Here is a 19892-nt window from a genome sequence, read left to right as displayed (position 1 = left end):
CATAGAGAAAAGCCCCGGTTTTGCCGGGGCTCTTCTGCAACTCAGTCAGGCCTACGCCTTTTCGTAGAGCTCGAGGACATGGTCCCAGTTGATGAGACTGTCGACGAAGGCTTCGAGATATTTCGGCCGGGCGTTGCGATAGTCGATGTAATAGGAGTGCTCCCAGACATCGACGCCCAGGATCGGGGTCGCGCCATGGACCAGCGGGTTCTCGCCGTTAGGGGTCTTCGAGATCGCCAGCTTGCCGTCCTTGACCGAAATCCAGGCCCAGCCCGAACCGAACTGGGTGGTTCCGGCGGCGATGAAATCGGCCTTGAACTTGTCGTAACCGCCAAGATCGCTGTCAATCGCCTTTTGCAGCGCGCCCGGCAATTTGTTGCCGCCGCCGCCCTTCTTCATCCACTGCCAGAAGTGGATGTGATTGTAGTGCTGGCCGGCATTGTTGAAGAGCCCGGGGTTCTTGCCGAAGGATTGTTTCACAACCTCTTCGACCGACAAATCGCCGAGCCCGGCTTCGGCAGCCAGCTTGTTGCCGTTGTCGACATAGGCCTTGTGGTGCTTGTCGTGGTGATACTCCAGCGTCTCCTTCGACATGTAAGGCTGCAATGCCTCGTAGTCATAGGGCAAGGCGGGCAATTCAAAAGCCATCGGTCGTACTCCTCGTGGAAAAAATCCGGTGTCGATACCGGACTAACATAGGTCTGGATTGGTGTGGAGCAACTCCGGAACGAAGCGCCGGTTCGCTTTTTAGCCAGTCAGCCGGCCGAAGTCGAATGCGCCCACTCCCAATAGAGTTCGCGCGCCTTTTTCGCTACAGGCCCGGGTTGGAGACTGCGATCCTCGATGCGGGTGACCGGCACGACTTTCGAGTGGTTTCCGGTCGAGAATATCTCGTCGGCTTCGAGGAATTCGCGCACCGACAGCGCCTTTTCGATGGTCTTGAAGCCATACTCGTCAAGCAGCGTCATCGTCCGCGAGCGGGTGATGCCGGACAGGAACGTGCCATTCGGCGCCGGCGTCAGGACATGGCCATCCTTGACCAGGAAAATGTTCGAGGTTCCGGTCTCGGCGACATTGCCCAGCATGTCGAGCACCAGCGCGTTGTCGAAGCCGCGCATCTTGGCTTCGAGGATGGCACGACCGTTGTTGGGATAAAGGCAGCCGGCCTTGGCGTTGGTCGGCATGGTCTCGATGGTCGGGCGCCGGAACGGCGAGACGGTGACCGAAAAGCCCGACGGCGGGATCATCGGCGATTCATAGAGGCAAAGGCAGAAACGGGTCGAGGCCGGATCGGCCGGCACGCCCATATAGCCACCATGCTCGGCCCAGTACATCGGCCTTATGTAGACCGCCGTCTTGCCGTCGAACTTCTTCAGCCCGTCCCAGGTCAGCCCGACGATCTTTTCGGCGCTCATGGATGGTTTGAGACCAAGCGCGATCGCCGAGGCGTTCACCCTCGCGGCGTGGCGGTCGAGGTCGGGGGCGACGCCCTCGAACCAGCGGGCGCCATCGAACACGCTGGTGCCGAGCCACATGGCATGGCTGCGCGGCCCCAGAATGGCGACGTTGCCTTCATACCAGTCGCCATCCACGAAGGTCCATGTCGCGGATTGCGCCGCAGCCGCCAGTGTCATCGCTTGATTCCGCGTTTCAGAGCTGTCCTGTCTCGCCATTGGAAGATGCTTTGGCGTCTGCCGTCAACTGATTTGGCTGAGATTTGTTAAGGCCAGCGGCATGCGAAATTGCAATCCGTGCTTGCGCCCGGCCTTGCCTCGCCGCAAAACTGTTACCATGCAACATGCGGCTTACGTTTTCGACGCTTACGGAACGCTGTTCGACGTGCACGCAGCCGTCCGCCGTCATGCCGACCAGATCGGACCGGACGGCCAGCTCCTGTCGGAGATCTGGCGCGCCAAACAACTGGAATATTCTTGGGTGAGGACGCTGATGGGCGCCTACGCTGATTTCTGGCAACTCACCGAACAGGCGCTGGATTTCGCCTTGCGAAAGGTTCCCTCCGCGGACAAGGGACTGAGGGCCAAGCTGCTCGACGCCTATTGGCGGCTGGACTGCTATCCGGAGGTGCCGGCCGTGCTCAAGGCGCTCAAAGCATCTGGCGCCAAGCTGGCGATCCTATCCAACGGCTCGCCTGAAATGCTGGAAGCGGCGGTCAAATCGGCCGCGCTCGACCAGGTTCTGGACGACATCTATTCCGTCGAGGCCGTCAAGCGCTTCAAGGCCGATCCGTCGGTCTACGACATGGTCACGACAGGCTGGCGTCTCTATCCGGGTGCGGTGTCGTTTCAGTCATCCAACCGCTGGGACGTCGCCGGCGCCACCAAATTCGGGTTCCGGACAGTCTGGATCAACCGCTCCGACCAGCCCGAGGAATACCGGGACTTTCCGCCGGCCCTGATCCTGCCCTCGCTCGAAGGCCTGCTCGCCGCAGGCTGACACATGAGCCCAAATCGCAATCGATTTTTGGAAAGGATCATTACGCGCGGCGCTGTGGGCCTGTTGCCTCGGCGCAACAGGGGCTGAACCGTCACAGCTTTGCCTTTGTTTGTTCACCCTCAGGCCCAGAATCGGAACCACCTATCGCGCCAGGCATTGGTAGGGCTGGCGCGCCGCACTGATTGGCGTATTCATGTTCTGTTTCGATATGAGACTTAAAAAGGCAACGATGTTCACAACCGAAATCGACCCCTATCGCCTGAGCCGTCGCGGCTTTCTCAACGCCGCTGCGCTCGGCGCCGCCTCGATTGCGGTTTCCGCCTGCACCACGACGGCAGGCCGGCCTGTCGAGCCGCCGCCGCCAGCCAGCGTCGAGCCGCCGCTCATGGACTATGCAACAATGTACGGTCCGGTCAGCGACAATGGGTTCGAGCTGCCGGGCATACCCTACGAGAAAATCGACGAGCAATTTCTGCGTCAGATCGTTCCCGATCCGACCGGCCAAGCGCCCGGCACCATCGTCGTCGATACGGCCGGCCACCACCTCTATTTCGTGCGTCCGGGCGGACAAGCCATTCGTTATGGGGTCGGGCTGGGTCGCGCCGGTTTCGAATGGTCTGGCGATGCCGTCGTCCAGTGGAAGCAGAAGTGGCCGAAATGGACGCCGCCGGCCGAAATGATCGCCCGCCAGCCCGAGTACGCAAAATACAGCGAGGAGAATGGCGGCATGCCCGGCGGGCTCACCAATCCGCTCGGAGCGCGGGCGCTGTATCTCTTCGAGGGCAACGAGGACACGCTTTACCGCCTGCACGGCTCGCCGGAGTGGTTTTCCATAGGCAAATCGGTGTCATCTGGCTGCGTTCGCTTGATAAATCAGGACATTATCGACCTTTATGACCGTGTGCCCAACAAGACGCCGGTGATCGTTACCTCCGGTGTCGGTCACGAACTGGTTGCCACGGCAGACCGCAAAGCCATTCCAATCGATGCGGGCGTCCCGGAAGGATCGATCCTGCTCGGCCCGGCAGGGGCGATCTCGGAGCCGATCTTCTGAGCTGGTCGAAAGCGCTGGAGCGGTGGACTTTCGGTGCCGCAACTTGCCGGTCCGATGCTTTTCCCTGAGCGTCGGATCCTAGCAAAACCGGTGCCCAGTTTTTGGTCCGATGCGGTGCTTTCAGCGCCGCCCCCTGGCCAGGCTGCCGAGGATGCCGCGCACGATCGCCCGTCCAACCGACGTGCCGACCGAGCGAACCACCGATTTGATCGCCGCCTCCGCCACCGACTGGCGATTGGACGCTCGCGGCGCCGGTGCTCGCCTGCCGCCGGTGGGCTGGGGGGCGGGATCGTCATTGCCGAAGCCTGGAATGGTCCAGCGCGAGCCGCCGCTCTCCTGCTGCTGCGCCGCCGCCTCCAGCGCATCCTTGGCTTTTTTCTGCAGCATCTCGAAAGCCGATTCGCGATCGACGGTCTGGTCGTACTGTCCCGCAACCGGGCTCTCGGTGATCAGCGTGCGGCGCTCATCAGGCGTGATCGGGCCAAGTCGCGACGACGGCGGGCGAACCAGCGTCCGCTGGACCATGGACGGAACACCTTTGGCTTCCAGCGTCGAGACCAGCGCCTCGCCGGTGCCGAGCTGCGTGATCACGGTAGCACAGTCGAAGTCGGGATTGGGCCTGAACGTCTCGGCGGCGGTCCTCACGGCCTTCTGCTCCCGTGGCGTGTAGGCGCGCAGGGCGTGCTGCACCCGGTTGCCGAGCTGGGCCAGAACGGTTTCGGGGATATCCAGCGGATTCTGGGTGACGAAGTAGACGCCGACGCCCTTCGAACGGATCAGGCGGACCACCTGCTCGACGCGGTCGATCAGCACCTTCGGCGCGTCGTCGAACAGAAGGTGCGCCTCGTCGAAGAAGAAGACCAGCTTTGGCTTGTCGGGATCGCCGACTTCGGGCAGCTCCTCGAACAGTTCCGACATCAGCCACAACAGGAATGTCGCATAGAGCCGGGGATTCATCATCAGCTTGTCGGCGGCCAGCACGCTGATCGCGCCGCGCCCGTCGCGGGTGGTGCGCATGATGTCGGCGATCCGCAATGCCGGCTCGCCGAAGAAATTCGTCGCGCCCTGCTGCTCCAGAACCAGCAGCGTGCGCTGGATTGCGCCAACCGAAGGTTTCGTCACATTGCCGTAGCGAGCGCCGATTTCTTCGGCGCGTTCGGCGATGTTGGCAAGAAGCGCTTGCAGGTCCTTCAGGTCCAGCAGCAACAAGCCTTCCTCGTCGGCGATGCGGAAGGCGATGTTCATGATGCCTTCCTGCGCCTCGGACAGGTTCATAAGCCGCGACAGCAGCAGCGGCCCCATTTCCGAGACGGTGGCGCGGATCGGATGGCCCTGCTCGCCGAAAAGATCCCAGAATATGACCGGAAATTCCTGGAAATCATAGGGATCGAGCTTGACCTGCTCGGCGCGCTTGACCAGAAAATCCTGTGCCGCGCCCATCATGGCGATACCGGACAGGTCGCCCTTGATGTCGGCGCAGAAGACCGGCACGCCGGCATTGGAGAAACCTTCCGCCAAAATCTGCAAGCTCACGGTCTTGCCGGTGCCGGTCGCGCCGGTGACCAGGCCATGACGATTGCCATACTGAAGCAGCAGGTTTTCGGCGCGCTGGTAGCTGTCATCAGGCTTTCGGCTGGCTCCGATGAAAATACTGGTGTCGTCAGCCATGTGTCGGGTCTCCGCAACCTGAAGTGTTGAATGCCCTGATCTATTGAAAGTAGCGGGGCTCGCCGCAGGTATAATGACGCCATTGCGCAGCGGCAATGGCCATGGTCGAAATTGGGTTTTGGAGCTTGCGGATTTTGCCCATGTTTGGCAATCGGTTGACGGTTCACCGTCGCAGGGCGCGTGTTGCATTGTGATATGCGACGGGGAACCGTAGACTGACGTTCCAGGCCTATCGGCCGAGAAGACGAGGAGAGCGGATGGCCGGTGCCTTGAACCACGATGCCGAACTTCCGAACCCTGACCGGCAGCGGTGGCTGGCCCTTGCGGAAAAAGCCCTGGCCGGCGGATCCTTCGAGGAAAAGCTCGTTTCCCATACGGACGATGGCATCCGCATCGAGCCGCTTTATGATCGTTCGGTCACCGCAGAGCCTCTCCCACGGGCAAACCCCGGATCGCCGTGGATCGTCAGCCAGCGTATCGACGATCCGGATGTCGGCCGCGCCAAAGCCCAGGCCCTGGAGGACGTCGCACAGGGCGCCACCGGATTGTCGCTTGTCTTCGAAGGCGCGCCGAATGCGTTCGGCTACGGCCTGCCGAGGACTGCCGAGGCGCTGGAGACCGTGCTGGACGGCGTGCCGCTCAACCGCATCCAGGTCCGCATCGACGCGCATCCCTGGAGCCGCGCCGTGGCCGACTGGCTGGTTGCGTTCTTGAGCAAGCGCCGGTCAGACCCGGCAAAACTCAACCTGTCCTTCGGCATCGACCCGGCGGCGATCTTTGCCGGAACCGGGCGGTTGCGGATGTCGATAGAGGCCTTGCAGGCGTCGATGCCGCAGTCCCTGGCGCACTTTTTCTCGATGGGCGTGCCCGGGGTCCTGCTGGAGGCAGACGGACGCGTCTTCCACAATGCCGGTGCCACCGAAGCGCAGGAGCTGGGCACCATGATGGCTTCGGCGGTCTCCTATCTCCGGATGTTTGAGGAGGCGCGCCAGCCGCTTGTCTATGCGGCGCCCCATATCGGCTTTGCGCTGAGCGTCGACCAGGACCAGTTCGTATCGATGGCCAAGGTCAGGGCCCTGCGCAGGCTGTGGGCGCGGGTCCAGGAGGCATGCTCGATCTCCGCCGCCACCGCCAACATCCATGCCGAGACATCGTTCCGCATGATGACTTCGGCGGACCCGGAGACGAACATCCTGCGCACCACGATCGCCGCTTTTGCCGCGGCAGCCGGCGGGGCGGACTCGGTCTCCATCCTGCCGCATACTATCGCGCATGGCCTGCCGGCGGGCTTTGCCCGCCGTGTTGCCCGCAATACGCAACTGATCATGGCCAACGAAAGCCATATCGATCATGTCGCCGACCCTGCTTGCGGTTCGGGCGCCGTTGAAGCGCTGACTGCCGAACTCTGCGAAGCGGCGTGGGAAGAATTCCAGCGGATCGAGGCGGAAGGCGGCGTTCTGTCCAGCCTGCAGCAAGGACACATCCAGAAACGGGTTCAGGCGGCCGCCGCCCGCCGCAATGCCACCTATCAGGCGGGCGACCGGGCCATCATCGGCACGACGCTTCACCCGTCGAAGATCGAACGTCCGGTCGAAACCCTGGCGGCGGAGCGGCGGCCCGCGGTCACCGAGGGCGTCGCGGTGTGCGAGCCGCTGTTTCCGATCCGTATCGATCAATCGATCGGAGCAGCATCATGATTCCGGATTTCAGCCAGATCGGCTGGTCGGCGCCGCGCCGGGCGCCGATTGAGGTCAAGGGCCAGAGGATGACCCCGGAAGGACTGGCCATCAAGCATGTGTACAACCAGGGCGACCTCAAGGGGTTGCCGCATCTCGACACTTATCCGGGCCTGCCGCCATTCGTGCGCGGCCCCTACCCGACCATGTATGTCCAGCAGCCGTGGACGATCAGGCAATATGCCGGCTTCTCGACGGCGGAAGAGTCGAACGCCTTTTACCGGCGCAACCTCGCGGCCGGCCAAAAGGGACTGTCGGTCGCTTTCGACCTTGCCACGCATCGCGGCTACGACAGCGATCATCCGCGCGTTGCCGGTGATGTCGGCATGGCAGGCGTCGCCATCGATTCCATCCTCGACATGCGCCAGCTCTTCGACGGCATCCCGCTTGACGATATGACGGTGTCGATGACCATGAACGGCGCGGTGCTGCCGATCATGGCGCTCTACATCGTCGCCGCGGAAGAACAGGGCGTTGCGCAGAAGGACCTTGCGGGGACCATTCAGAACGACATTCTGAAAGAGTTCATGGTGCGCAACACCTACATCTATCCGCCAAAACCTTCGATGCGGATCGTGTCGGACATCTTCTCCTACACGTCGCGGCACATGCCGAAGTTCAATTCGATTTCGATCTCCGGCTATCACATGCAGGAGGCAGGGGCGACCGCCGACCTCGAGCTCGCCTACACCATCGCCGATGGCATCGAATATGCCCGCGCCGGTGTCGCGGCGGGTCTCGATATCGACCGTTTTGCGCCGCGCCTGTCCTTCTTCTGGGCGATCGGCATGAACTTCTTCATGGAGGTCGCCAAGCTGAGGGCAGCCCGCCTTTTGTGGTCGACCCTGATGCTGAAGAACTTTTCGCCGAAGGACGAGCGTTCGCTGTCGCTGCGCACCCATTGCCAGACTTCGGGCTGGTCGCTAACGGCGCAGGACCCTTACAACAACATCATCCGCACAATGATCGAGGCGATGGCGGCGACGCAGGGTCATACACAATCGCTGCACACCAACGCCTTCGACGAGGCGATGGCGCTGCCGACCGACCATTCGGCCCGCATCGCCCGCAACACGCAGCTCATCCTGCAAAAGGAATCCGGCACCACCCGCATCATCGACCCGTGGAGCGGCTCTGCCTATCTCGAACGGCTGACGCATGACCTGGCGGCGCGCGTGCTTGCCCATATCGAAGAGGTCGAGAGCCTGGGCGGCATGGCCGCCGCAACCGAAAAAAACATACCGAAGCTGCGCATCGAAGAGGCCGCCGCGCGCACGCAGGCGCGGATCGATTCCGGCGAGCAGATCCTGGTCGGCGTCAACGCCCATCGTCCCGAGACGGATATCAAAGTCGACGTGCTGAAGATCGACAACGCCGAAGTCAGGGCCCGGCAATTGTCGAAACTGCAGCGGCTGAAAGGCACGCGCGACGTCGGCGCCGTCGAGAGCGCACTGAGTGCGCTGAGCCGGGCTGCGGAGGGCGGCGAAAATCTGCTGGAGTTCGCCATTCGCGCCGCACGCGCCAACGCCACGGTCGGCGAGATTTCACTGGCGCTGGAAAAGGTTTTTGGCCGCCATGTCGCCTCGGTCCAGACGATCTCCGGCGTCTATCGCAAGGCGCTCGGCGACAATCCGGTGGTCGATCGGCTGCAGGACAAGATCGTCGCGTTCGAGGAGAAGTCCGGCGGCAAGCCGCGCATTCTCGTCGCCAAGATGGGACAGGATGGCCACGATCGCGGCCAGAAAGTGATCGCCACCGCCTTTGCCGATCTCGGCTTCGACGTCACCGTCGGGCCGATGTTCCAGACGCCGGACGAGATCGCCAGGCTTGGCGTCGAGCACGACGTGCATATCATTGGCGCCTCGTCGCTGGCCGCGGGTCATTTGACGCTCATTCCCGAACTCAGGGACGCGCTGAAGAAGCTTGGCCGCGACGACATGCTGATCGTTGCCGGCGGCGTCATCCCGCCGCAGGATTATGAGGCGGTACGGCAGGCGGGGGCGGCGGAGATCTTCCCGCCAGGCACGGTTATTCCCGAGGCCGCCGAACGGCTGATGGACCGGCTGCTGCAGGCTGGCTGAGTTGTTATAATCCATGTTGCAACGACCGACAATTGAGTTATAATTGGCGTTGCAACAGAGGCTGAATCCATGAACACGACCATTCGCAAAATCGGCAATTCCGAAGGCGTGATCCTGCCTAAGGAAATTCTCGATCACCTGAATCTGAAGGCCGGCGATCAGTTTGAGATCGTCGAAACGAGCAAGGGCATCGCCCTTCGGCCAGTGGACGACAGCTTCGAGCGGCAGATGGAAGCTGCTCGCCAAGTCATGGACAAATACAAAGTCGCGCTTCAGAAGCTCGCCGAATGAGCTGGGAGTTCCTGAGCCGGCGTGCGGTCGAAGCCATGCACGCCGAGCAGTTGCGTCGGCACGGCGGAGCGCACGGTTTGAGGGATGAGAATGCCCTCGAATCGGCGCCCGCCCGAGCCGAGAACAAGGCCAACTATGGTGATCCATCGATCGAGGATCTGGCCGCGGCCTATATCTTCGGCATCGCAAGAAATCACGCCTTCGTCGACGGCAACAAGCGCGCGGCCATCGTCGCCGCCGGCGCGTTCCTGATTGTCAACGGCTATGTGCTGACGGCCGACAACGGCACGATCTATGAGTTCGTCATGGGCGTTGCCGCCGGCGAGATCGACGAGGCTGGTGCTGCGGCGTTCTTCCGCGACCATGTCATCAAGATCGATGTCTAATTGTCGGAGAGCTTGACGATTTCCCACTCCCTGCCGTTCACCACGGCAATTTCGCCGACCTTCTTGCCGAACAAGGCCAAGGCCATCGGTGAAACATGGGAAATCGTCCCCTTGGCCGGATCCGCCTCATCCTCGCCGACGATCCTCCAGTGCACCTTCCTGCCGTCATCGCCTTCCAGCGTGACGCCCATGCCGAAGCGAACCAGGTCGCTGCCCGGTTCCGGCACGGAAAGCTCGGCGCTTTCACGCCGCGCGGTCCAGTAGCGCAGGTCGCGCGAGATGAGCGCGATGCGCTCGCGGTCGGCCCTCTTTTCCGCTCTGCCCAGATCGTCGCGCAGGGCAGCCAGTTCGGCGTCGATCAGCGCCAGGCCGCGTTGCGTCACCAGATTGCGATGATGGCTGATCGGCCGCTCGCCGATGCCGGCGATGGCGTTTTCGCTATCTTCTTCGCGCGTGAAGGCTCTGCTCATCAGTCGAGCTTATGCCTCGCGTGGCGACTCCACAAGCTATTGCCGGAAAACCGGATCTGCCGATCCGGCGTGACACGATTCCTGCGGCGCGACGGCAGGACGCTGGGAATTTGTGTAGCTATGCGCATCTGACCATCGGACGCAATCACTTGAGCTGATTGCCCGTTCTCAGCTCAGCGCAGCAGTGGGGCGGAGTGAGCCGACCTTGGCGCCGATCCGGCTTTCTATGGGCGGATGTGCCTGTTCGATCAGCATCGCCGCCAGTGCCTTGTCGGCGTGCAAAACTTTGGCCATGCACGCCGCCACCATGACTTCAGCGGCGCGGCCGGCGCCATCATCGCATTTCAGTGCAATGCCAAGGCCAAGCTCGGGAAGTGCCGCACAATAGACGCCTTCGGCCCCAACCTTCACAAAAATCCGGCCTGACGCGGCCTGCATCAGTGCAACATCGGCCCTGCCCGTGCCGGCGACCAGAAATGGCTCGGCCATGCAGGCGGAAAGCAGCCGCTTTGCGGCTTTGGCGCGCAGGGGTTCAAAGCCGACACCGGTCGCCATGCGGGCAAAGCCGAGGGCGAAGCTGCGCAGCGGCACGGCATAGGTCGGGATCGAGCAGCCGTCAGTGCCGCAATGATCGACATCATGGGCAGCACCGGTCACCGCTTGCATCGCATCGCGCACCATCTCCTGCGAGGCATGGCCTGATTTGACGTAGCCGCGATGAGCGACGCCGGCGTGGACGCAGGTGCAGAGGAAGCCCGCATGCTTGCCGGAACAATTGTTGTGCAGTGCATTTGGCAAATTGCCGTTGCTGGCCAGCGCAACGGTCGCATCATGGCTGGACGGCCAATGCGCGCCGCATTCCAGCGCCGCTACGTCCAGCCCGGCCTTGGCCAGCATCGCCCGCGCCAGTTCGACATGCGCCGGCTCGCCCGAATGCGAAGCGCAGGCCAGCGCCAGTTCGCGGTCGCCGAAACCGTACGCATCGGCGGCGCCGCTTTCGACCAGCGGCAGCGCCTGGATCGCCTTGACCGCCGAGCGCGGGAACACCGGGCGAGCCGTATCGCCGATTTCCCAGACCGGCTTGCCATCGGCATCGAAGACCGCAATGGCGCCACGATGCGCGCTCTCGACCACGGCGCCGCGCAAAACTTCGACCAGAACCGGATTTATCATGAATTCCCCGCTAACGCACGACCTCGAAAATCGGATTCGATTTTCGAAAAGCATCATGCGTAAAATCAAAGTGTTACAGCGTCCTTTGCGCCCGGAAGGGCGCGCGGCGCTGTAATGCGGGCGGTTTTTATCTGATCCGATCGAGAATGGAAACATAGTTGGCGACCGCGGCGCCGCCCATATTGAAGATGCCGCCGAGCTTTGCTCCGGGCACCTGGATGCCGCCGGCCTCGCCGACGAGCTGCATAGCGCTCAGCACATGCATCGAGACGCCGGTGGCGCCGATCGGATGGCCCTTGGCCTTCAGCCCGCCTGACGGATTGACCGGCAACCGGCCGTCCTTCGCCGTCTCGCCGTCCAGCGCCAGTTTTGCGCCCTCGCCCGGTTTGGCCAGGCCCATCGCCTCATATTCGATCAGCTCGGCGATGGTGAAGCAGTCATGCGTCTCGACGAAGGACAGATCGTCGAGCGTCACGCCAGCCTTGTTCAGCGCCTGATTCCAGGCCTGCTCGCAACCCTCGAATGCCAGGATGTCACGCTTCGACATCGGCAGAAAATCCTGCACGTGCTCATTGGCGCGGAAAGCGACGGCGCGGCGCATCTTCAATGCCGTCGCCGTGTCGGCAAGCACCAGCGCGGCGGCGCCGTCCGACACCAGCGAGCAGTCGGTACGCTTCAGGGGACCGGCGACGAAGGGGTTCTTCTCGCTCTCGTGCCGGCAGAACTCATAGCCGAAATCCTTGCGCATCTGCGCGTAGGGATTGTCGACGCCGTTCCTGTGGTTCTTGGCGGCAATCATCGCCAGCGCGTCCGACTGGTCGCCATAGCGTTGGAAATAGGCTTGCGCGATCTGGCCGAAAACGCCGGCGAAGCCTGCCGGCGTGTCGCCCTCCTCGGGCAGATACGAGGCCTTGAGAAGATTCTTGCCGATTTCCGGACCTGATGTCGTCGTCATCTGCTCGGCGCCGACCACCAGCACGATACGCGCCGCATTGGCGTCTATGGCGCGGATGCCTTGCCTGACCGCCGCCGAGCCGGTGGCGCAGGCGTTCTCGACCCGCGTCGCCGGCTTGAAGCGCAGCCGGTCGTCGGCCTGCAGGACCAGGCTTGCGGTGAAATCCTGTGCGGAAAAGCCGGCATTGAAGTGGCCGAGCACGATCTCGTCGACCTCGTCCGGACCGATGCCGGCATGATCGAGCGCCCCGCTAGCCACCTTGGTGATCAGGCCCTCCAGCGTCTCGCCTTCGAGCTTGCCGAAGCGCGAATGCGCCCAGCCGACGATGCATGCTGTCATGGTTATCTCCATCCCTGCGGGCCGGGCTACGCGATGTCGCGGCGCGCTATCAACATTGTTCAAGAATGAACCGTCCCAGCGACTTCGTAAAGGGGCCAGAACCACACAACGACTTGATCTTGATATCTGGTCACGGCAGCTGACATTTGCCACACAATCGCGTCGGATTTTTGTTGATTGATCCGTCAATAAAAAATAATCTTGCCGCAACGGACCGGAGCAAAGATGCCGAAAATCGGAATGGAGCCGCTGCGCCGCAGGGCGCTGATCGACGCGACGATCTCGGCGATCGGCGAGCGCGGTTCGCTTGATGTGACGATGTCGGAAATCGCCGGGCGCGCCGGGGTGTCCTCGGCGCTCGCCCATCACTATTTCGGCGCCAAGGACGAACTTTTGCTGGCGACGATGCGGCACATCCTGGCCGAGTTGACCGCCGACATGCGGCGCGCGCTTCGATCGGCCAGCACGCCACGCCAGCGCGTTTCGGCGGTGGTCGCCGTCAATTTCTCCGACGCCCAGTTCCAGCCGGAAACGATAGCCGCCTGGCTCGCCTTCTATGTCGAGGCGCAGAAATCGCCAGCGCTGCGCCGGCTGCTCAAGGTCTATGCGCGACGCCTGCATTCCAATCTGTTGAGCGGGCTGACTGGCATCCTGCCGAGAAGCGAAGCCGACCGTGTCGCCGAGGCGACAGCGGCGCTGATCGACGGGCTCTACATCAGGCGCGCGCTGAAGGACGGCGTGCCCAATGCCGCGACCGCGATCGCGCTGATCGAGGACTATCTCGAAACGAAACTCGGCCAGCGGAGCGCGCAGTGACGTCGAAGCGACCCAATTTTCTGATCGTCATGGTCGATCAACTCAACGGCACATTGTTCCCGGATGGGCCGGCGGACTTCCTGCATGCGCCGCATCTGAAGGCGCTGGCGGCTCGTTCGGCGCGCTTCAAGAACAATTACACCGCCTCGCCGCTCTGCGCGCCGGGCCGTGCGGCGTTCATGAGCGGCCAGTTGCCGTCGCGCACCGAGGTCTATGACAATGCCGCCGAATTCGCCTCGTCGATCCCGACCTATGCGCATCATCTGCGTACCGCCGGCTACCACACCTGCCTGTCCGGGAAGATGCATTTCGTCGGGCCGGATCAGTTGCATGGCTTCGAGGAGCGGCTGACCACTGACATTTATCCGGCCGATTTCGGTTGGACGCCGGATTATCGCAAGCCCGGCGAGCGGATCGACTGGTGGTATCACAATCTCGGTTCGGTGGCCGGCGCCGGTGTCGCCGAGATCACCAACCAGATGGAATATGACGACGAAGTCGCTTTTCACGCGGTGCAGAAGCTTTATGATTTCGCCCGCGTCTCGGACGATGCCGCGCGCCGGCCGTGGTGCCTGACCGTCTCCTTCACCCATCCGCACGACCCCTATGTCGCGCGCCGGCGCTACTGGGATCTCTACGAGGATTGCCCGGCGCTCGAGCCGGAAGTCGGCTTCATCCCCTATGACGAACAGGATCCGCATTCGCAGCGGCTTTACCGCGCCAGCGACTATGACAGTTTCGACATCACCGGCGAGCAGATCCGCCGCGCGCGGCGCGGCTATTTCGCCAGCATCTCCTATCTCGACGACAAGGTCGGCGAACTGCTGTCGGTGCTCGAGCGCACGCGAATGCTCGACGACACGATCATCCTGTTCTGCTCCGATCACGGCGACATGCTCGGCGAGCGCGGCCTGTGGTTCAAGATGTGCTTCTTCGAGGGCTCGGCGCGGGTGCCGCTGATGATCGCCGGAAAAGATATTTCGGCCATCCTGATCGACGCGCCGGTTTCCAATCTCGACGTCGTGCCGACGCTTTGCGACCTCGCCGGCATCGACATGAGCGCGATTGCGCCATGGACCGACGGCCAGTCGCTGCTGCCGCTGCTCGACGGCAAGACGCGCGCTGAACCTGTGCTGATGGAATATGCGGCCGAAGGCTCCAACGCGCCGATGGTGGCGATCCGCGAGGGCCGCTACAAATTCATCCATTGCGAGATCGATCCGCCGCAACTGTTTGATCTTGAATCGGATCCGCGGGAATTGACCAACCTCGCCGCTGACCCGGCGCACGCGGCTTTGGTGGCTTCTTTCACCGGCAAGGTCCAGGCGCGCTGGGACATGGCTGCCTTCGATGCCGCCGTGCGCGCCAGCCAGGCGCGCCGCTGGGTGGTCTATCCGGCGCTGCGCAACGGCACACATTACCCCTGGGAATTCCAGCCGCTGCAGAAGGCCTCGGAACGTTACATGCGCAACCACATGAACCTCGACCTGCTCGAAGAGCAGAAGCGCTTTCCACGAGGCGAATGATGACAGACGGTCTTGAGGCGGATTTCGTCATCATCGGCGCCGGCTCGGCCGGCTCGGCCATGGCCTACCGGCTGTCGGAGGATGGCAAATATTCGGTGATCGTCATCGAATTTGGCGGCAGCGACATCGGGCCGCTGATCCAGATGCCGTCGGCGCTGTCGATCCCGCTCAATATGAGCCTCTACGACTGGGGTTTTGCCAGCGAGCCGGAGCCGCATCTCGGCGGCCGTGTGCTGGCGACGCCGCGCGGCAAGGTCATCGGCGGCTCGTCCTCGATCAACGGCATGGTCTATGTACGCGGTCACGCCCGCGATTTCGACCATTGGGCAGAACAGGGCGCGGCTGGCTGGGGGTTTGCCGACGTGCTCCCCTACTTCAAGCGCATGGAGGACGCAAACGGCGGCGAGAATGGCTGGCGCGGCCACGGCGGCCCGCTGACCGTGCAGCGCGGCTCAAGGACGAATCCACTCTACGGCGCCTTCGTCGAGGCAGGCCGTCAGGCCGGCTTCGAGCTGACCGACGACTACAACGGCGCGAAGCAGGAAGGCTTTGGGCCGATGGAGCAGACCATTCGCGGCGGCCGCCGCTGGTCGGCGGCGAGTGCCTATCTCAGGCCGGCGCTGAGGCGGAAAAATGTAAGCCTGGTCAAGGGCTTCGCCCGACGGGTGATCATCGAGAATCAACGCGCCACCGGTGTTGAGATCGAAGTGCGCAGACGGATTCAGGTGATCAAGGCGCGACGAGAAGTGATCGTTGCCGCCTCCTCGATCAATTCGCCCAAGATCCTGATGCTGTCCGGCATCGGCCCGGCCCAACATCTGAGGGAATACGGCATTCCGGTGATCGCCGACCGGCCCGGCGTCGGCCGCAACCTGCAGGACCATATGGAACTCTACATCCAGCAGGAATCGACGCAGCCGATCACGCTGAATTCGGTGCTGAACCCGTTCTCCAAGGCGCTGATCGGCGCGCAATGGCTGTTCTTCAAATCGGGCCTCGGCGCAACCAACCATTTCGAGGCGGCCGCCTTCGTGCGCTCGCGCGCCGGCGTCGACTATCCCGACATCCAGTATCATTTCATCCCGGCGGCGGTCCGCTATGACGGCAAGGCGGCCGCGAAAGCGCACGGTTTCCAGGCGCATGTCGGGCCGATGCGATCGAAGTCGCGCGGTTCGGTCACGCTGCGCTCGCCCGATCCCGGATCGAAGCCGGTGATCCGCTTCAACTACATGTCGCATCCGGACGACTGGATCGAGTTCCGCCATTGCATCCGGCTGACGCGCGAGATCTTCGGCCAGTCGGCCTTCGACCCCTATCGCGGCAAGGAGATCTCGCCGGGCTCGCACGTGCAGTCGGACGACGATCTCGATGCCTTCATCCGCGATCACGCCGAAAGCGCCTACCACCCCTGCGGCACTTGCAAGATGGGCCGCAAGGATGATCGGATGAGCGTCGTCGATCCGGAATGCCATGTCATCGGCGTCGAAGGGCTGCGGATCGCCGATTCTTCGATCTTCCCGCGCGTCACCAACGGCAATCTGAACGCGCCGTCGATCATGACCGGCGAAAAGGCCGCCGACCACATTCTCGGCCGCTCGCCGCTGGCGCCGTCCAACCAGGAACCATGGATCAATCCGCGCTGGCAGGTGTCGGATCGATAGAGCGACGTGCGTCCATTCGGACGCACAAGCACTCTATCGCTTTTTTAGTCCTCGCATCGTGCTTTCCGAAAATCGATTCCGATTTTCGAGCCGATGCGATAAGCCATGATCCGGCGGTGCCCGCCCGCCGGTCCCATCGAAAGACAGTTTGGAGAAGGTCCCATGCGCGCCCAGCCAAAGGCATCGCACTATGTCAACGGACGCTACATCGACGATGAGCAAGGTGCGCCGCTGCCGGTCATCTATCCAGCAACCGGCGAGACCATCGCGATGCTGCGTTCGGCGACGCCGAACGTGCTTGAACTGGCGATCGAAGCAGCGCGTGCAGCACAACCGGCCTGGGCGCGGCTGAAGCCGGTCGAGCGCGGGCGCATCCTGCGCCGCGCCGCCGACATATTGCGCGTGCGCAACGCCGACCTGGCACGCATCGAGACGCTGGATACCGGCAAGGCGATCCAGGAGACGCTGGTGGCGGACGCGTCATCGGCAGCCGACTGCCTCGAATATTTCGGCGGCGCGGTCGCTGCCTATAATGGCGAGTCCGTCGATCTCGGCGGCGCCTTTGCCTACACAAGGCGCGAGGCGCTGGGCGTCTGCGTCGGCATCGGCGCCTGGAACTACCCGATCCAGATCGCCGGCTGGAAATCGGCGCCGGCACTCGCCATGGGCAACGCCATGGTGTTCAAGCCGTCGGAGAACACGCCGCTGTCGGCGCTGGCGCTCGCCGAAATCTACACCGAGGCCGGCCTGCCCGACGGGCTGTTCAACGTCGTGCAGGGCTATGGCGATGTCGGCGCCGGCCTCGTCGGGCACGATGTCGTCGCCAAGGTCTCGGTGACCGGCTCGGTGCCGACCGGCCGCAAGGTGCTGTCGCTCGCCGGCTCGAAGATGAAGCATGCCACCATGGAGCTTGGCGGCAAGTCGCCGCTGATCATCTTCGACGATGCCGATCTCGAAAATGCCATCGGCGGCGCCATGCTCGGCAATTTCTATTCGACCGGCCAGATCTGCTCCAACGGCACGCGGGTCTTCGTGCAGAAGGGCATCCACGACCGTTTCGTCGAACGACTGGTCGAACGGACCAAGAAAATCCGTATCGGCGATCCGCTCGACCAGGAAACGCAGATGGGACCGCTGGTCTCCAAGGCGCAGCATGAAAAGGTCATCGGCTATATCGAGGCCGGCAAGCAGGATGGCGCTGTGCTCGCCTGCGGCGGCAATGTACCTTCGCTGCAAGGTTTCCAGGGTGGCTTCTTCGTCGAGCCGACGGTCTTCACCGGCGTCACCGACACCATGCGCATCGCGCGCGAGGAGATTTTCGGGCCTGTCATGAGCGTGCTGAAATTCGACGGTGAGGACGAGGTGATCGACCGCGCCAATGATACCGAATTTGGCCTTGCCGCCGGCGTGTTCACGCGCGACCTGCCGCGCGCCCACCGCGTCATCGCCGAGCTGCAGGCCGGCACCTGCTGGATCAACGCCTACAACCTGACGCCCGTCGAAATTCCCTTCGGCGGCTTCAAGCAGTCGGGAATCGGGCGAGAAAACTCACTTGCCGCGTTGGCACTCTATTCGCAGTTGAAGTCGGTCTATGTCGAGACCGGCGACGTCGCGAGCCCCTATTGAGGCTCACCGGCGCCGCCGACCAGAGACCTTAGCCAGAGAACTTAGAACGTCTGGTTGTAGGCGCCGACTTCGGGGCTGCGGCGCAGTACCGCATCGACGGCTTCGAACATCTGCCGGCGCCGCTCCGACGACACCGGGCTCTCCACCACGACGACAAGCTCCGGCTTGTTCGACGACGCCCGCACCAGGCCCCAGGTGCCGTCCTCGGCAACGACGCGAACGCCATTGACGGTGATCAGCTCGGCGATCTTCTGCCCGGCGAAGATGGCGCCGTCATGCTTCATGGCCTGAAAGTCGGAAACGACCCGCTCGACCACGCCATATTTCAGCTCGTCGGCGCAGTGCGGCGACATGGTCGGCGTGCCGAAGGTCAGCGGCAGGTCGCGATAGAGATCGGCCATGCTGCTTTTGGGGCTGCGATCCAGCATCTCGCAGATGGCGATGGCTGTGATCAGACCATCGTCATAGCCGCGCCCGATCGGCGGGTTGAAGAAGAAATGGCCGGATTTCTCGAAACCGGCGATGGCGCCAAGCTCGGCGACGCGCCGTTTTATGTAGGAGTGGCCGGTCTTCCAGTAATCGGTCACGGCGCCATCGGCGCGCAGCGCGGCGTCGGTATTGAACAATCCGGTCGACTTGACGTCGACGACGAAGGTCGAGCCTGGATGCAGGCGCGCAATGTCGCGCGCGAGCATGACGCCGACCTTGTCGGCGAAGATTTCGTTGCCCTCATTGTCGACCACTCCGCAGCGGTCGCCATCGCCGTCGAAGCCAAGCCCGACGTCTGCTCCTGTCTCCAGCACCTTGTCGCGGATCGCGTGCAGCATCTTCATGTCTTCGGGATTGGGGTTGTAATTCGGAAACCTATGATCGAGCTCGACATCGAGCGGGATCACCTCGCAGCCGATCCGTTCCAGCGCTTCAGGTGCAAAAGCGCCGGCAGTGCCGTTGCCGCAGGCGGCGACCACCTTGAGCTTTCTCGCTATGCGCTTGTCGCGGGTCAGGTCGTCGAGATAGATCTTGCGGAAATCCGCAACGAAGTCATAGGAGCCGCCGCCGACCAGGTCGAAGTCGCCGGCAAGCACGATCGCCTTCAATGCGCTCATTTCCTCCGGACCGAAGGTCAAGGGCCGCGCCGCCCCCATCTTGACGCCGCTCCAGCCGTTCTCGTTATGCGAGGCGGTAACCATGGCGACAGACGGCGTGTCGAGCGCGAACTGGGCGAAATAAGCCATCGGCGATAGCGCCAACCCGATATCCCTAACCCGCGCGCCGGCGGCCATCAGCCCGGAAACCAGCGCCAGCTTGATCGCCAGCGAATAGGAACGGAAATCATGCCCGGTCACGATATCCGGTCCGGCGCCCAGGCGCCGGATCAGCGTGCCGAGCCCCATGCCAAGCGCCTGGACACCGACCAGGTTGAGCTCCGGCGGCTCGGCAGAGCCCGGATGGCCGAACCACCAGCGCGCATCATACTCACGAAAGCCGGACGCCTTGATCAGCGCCGAGGTTTCAAACTCGAAGGTGTTGGGAAGGGCTTCACTAACGATCTTCAGGGACAAGACAGCAACTCCAAGCGGCTGGATTCAGAGTGGTTTCAACGCAGGTGGCCATGCCTATAACACGAGCCGTTAAGCGGTGTTTATCCCGCAGGGA

The 19892-nt window shown here is 62.9% G+C and carries 17 protein-coding genes; 10 read left to right on the top strand and 7 right to left on the bottom strand.

The features are described 5' to 3' along the window. Positions 1-51: 51 nt before the first annotated feature. Positions 52-648, bottom strand: a complete 597-nt coding sequence (locus BLT09_RS02185) for a superoxide dismutase (protein ID WP_091590351.1) — start codon at positions 646-648, stop codon at positions 52-54. Between the two features lie 107 nt (positions 649-755). Beyond that, positions 756-1634 carry a branched-chain amino acid aminotransferase gene (locus BLT09_RS02180; RefSeq protein ID WP_091590841.1) on the bottom strand — a complete coding sequence of 293 codons (879 nt, stop codon included), beginning with the start codon at positions 1632-1634 and terminating at the stop codon, positions 756-758. 157 nt (positions 1635-1791) lie between these two features. On the opposite strand from BLT09_RS02180, the gene BLT09_RS02175 reads away from it, so the two are divergent. Together BLT09_RS02175 and BLT09_RS02170 are read left to right on the top strand one after the other, a co-directional pair. Then, positions 1792-2454 carry a haloacid dehalogenase type II gene (locus tag BLT09_RS02175; RefSeq protein WP_023800845.1) on the top strand — a complete coding sequence of 221 codons (663 nt, stop codon included), beginning with the start codon at positions 1792-1794 and terminating at the stop codon, positions 2452-2454. Between the two features lie 229 nt (positions 2455-2683). Beyond that, positions 2684-3508 (top strand): L,D-transpeptidase, encoded by an 825-nt coding sequence (locus BLT09_RS02170; RefSeq protein WP_091590839.1) that lies wholly within the window; start codon positions 2684-2686, stop codon positions 3506-3508. Between the two features lie 120 nt (positions 3509-3628). Here the strand turns inward: BLT09_RS02170 and BLT09_RS02165 are convergent, their stop codons facing one another. Then, complete coding sequence (locus BLT09_RS02165; protein ID WP_091590350.1) at positions 3629-5176, bottom strand: helicase HerA-like C-terminal domain-containing protein; 1548 nt, start codon at positions 5174-5176, stop codon at positions 3629-3631. A gap of 257 nt (positions 5177-5433) precedes the next feature. Between BLT09_RS02165 and BLT09_RS02160 the strand changes: the two genes are divergently transcribed. The 4 genes from BLT09_RS02160 (at position 5434) to BLT09_RS02145 (ending at position 9670) form a co-directional block, all read left to right on the top strand. After that, complete coding sequence (locus BLT09_RS02160) at positions 5434-6873, top strand: methylmalonyl-CoA mutase subunit beta (RefSeq protein ID WP_091590348.1); 1440 nt, start codon at positions 5434-5436, stop codon at positions 6871-6873. Next, complete coding sequence (scpA, locus tag BLT09_RS02155; RefSeq protein WP_091590346.1) at positions 6870-8993, top strand: methylmalonyl-CoA mutase; 2124 nt, start codon at positions 6870-6872, stop codon at positions 8991-8993. The genes BLT09_RS02160 and scpA overlap by 4 nt, the downstream gene beginning before the upstream one ends. A 69-nt stretch (positions 8994-9062) precedes the next feature. After that, complete coding sequence (locus BLT09_RS02150) at positions 9063-9284, top strand: AbrB/MazE/SpoVT family DNA-binding domain-containing protein (RefSeq protein WP_091590345.1); 222 nt, start codon at positions 9063-9065, stop codon at positions 9282-9284. Beyond that, positions 9281-9670 (top strand): type II toxin-antitoxin system death-on-curing family toxin, encoded by a 390-nt coding sequence (locus BLT09_RS02145; RefSeq protein ID WP_091590343.1) that lies wholly within the window; start codon positions 9281-9283, stop codon positions 9668-9670. The genes BLT09_RS02150 and BLT09_RS02145 overlap by 4 nt, the downstream gene beginning before the upstream one ends. Here the strand turns inward: BLT09_RS02145 and greA are convergent. The 3 genes from greA to BLT09_RS02130 all read right to left on the bottom strand — a co-directional run bounded on the left by greA (position 9667) and on the right by BLT09_RS02130 (position 12607). After that, the gene (gene greA / locus BLT09_RS02140; protein ID WP_091590342.1) at positions 9667-10140 is read right to left on the bottom strand and encodes a transcription elongation factor GreA; all 474 of its coding nucleotides are present in this window, start codon (positions 10138-10140) and stop codon (positions 9667-9669) included. The genes BLT09_RS02145 and greA overlap by 4 nt on opposite strands. Before the next feature lie 168 nt (positions 10141-10308). Next, entirely contained in the window at positions 10309-11313 is a 1005-nt protein-coding gene (locus BLT09_RS02135) for an asparaginase (protein ID WP_091590340.1), read from the bottom strand. Positions 11314-11440: 127 nt separating this feature from the next. Further along, complete coding sequence (locus BLT09_RS02130) at positions 11441-12607, bottom strand: acetyl-CoA acetyltransferase (protein WP_091590838.1); 1167 nt, start codon at positions 12605-12607, stop codon at positions 11441-11443. Positions 12608-12832: 225 nt separating this feature from the next. Here BLT09_RS02130 and betI point away from each other — a divergent pair, with 225 nt between their 5' ends. The 4 genes from betI (at position 12833) to betB (ending at position 18236) form a co-directional block, all read left to right on the top strand. Continuing rightward, entirely contained in the window at positions 12833-13423 is a 591-nt protein-coding gene (gene betI, locus BLT09_RS02125) for a choline-binding transcriptional repressor BetI (protein WP_091590338.1), read from the top strand. Further along, positions 13420-14949, top strand: a complete 1530-nt coding sequence (betC, locus tag BLT09_RS02120) for a choline-sulfatase (protein WP_091590336.1) — start codon at positions 13420-13422, stop codon at positions 14947-14949. Before betI ends, betC begins: the two co-directional genes overlap by 4 nt. After that, positions 14949-16610: a choline dehydrogenase gene (gene betA, locus BLT09_RS02115; RefSeq protein WP_091590836.1), complete on the top strand. Its 1662-nt coding sequence runs from the start codon at positions 14949-14951 to the stop codon at positions 16608-16610. Before betC ends, betA begins: the two co-directional genes overlap by 1 nt. A gap of 162 nt (positions 16611-16772) precedes the next feature. After that, on the top strand, positions 16773-18236 hold the full coding sequence (gene betB, locus BLT09_RS02110) for a betaine-aldehyde dehydrogenase (protein WP_091590834.1): 1464 nt from the start codon (positions 16773-16775) through the stop codon (positions 18234-18236). 41 nt (positions 18237-18277) lie between these two features. On the opposite strand, the gene BLT09_RS02105 is transcribed toward betB, so the two are convergent. Then, positions 18278-19798: a phosphomannomutase/phosphoglucomutase gene (locus BLT09_RS02105; protein ID WP_091590335.1), complete on the bottom strand. Its 1521-nt coding sequence runs from the start codon at positions 19796-19798 to the stop codon at positions 18278-18280. Positions 19799-19892 lie beyond the last annotated feature (94 nt).

It is taken from the genome of Mesorhizobium muleiense (assembly GCF_900099905.1).
Taxonomy (GTDB): domain Bacteria; phylum Pseudomonadota; class Alphaproteobacteria; order Rhizobiales; family Rhizobiaceae; genus Mesorhizobium; species Mesorhizobium muleiense.
Note: the sequence above shows the minus strand (reverse complement) of the source record. Positions and strands in the feature narration are given on the sequence as shown.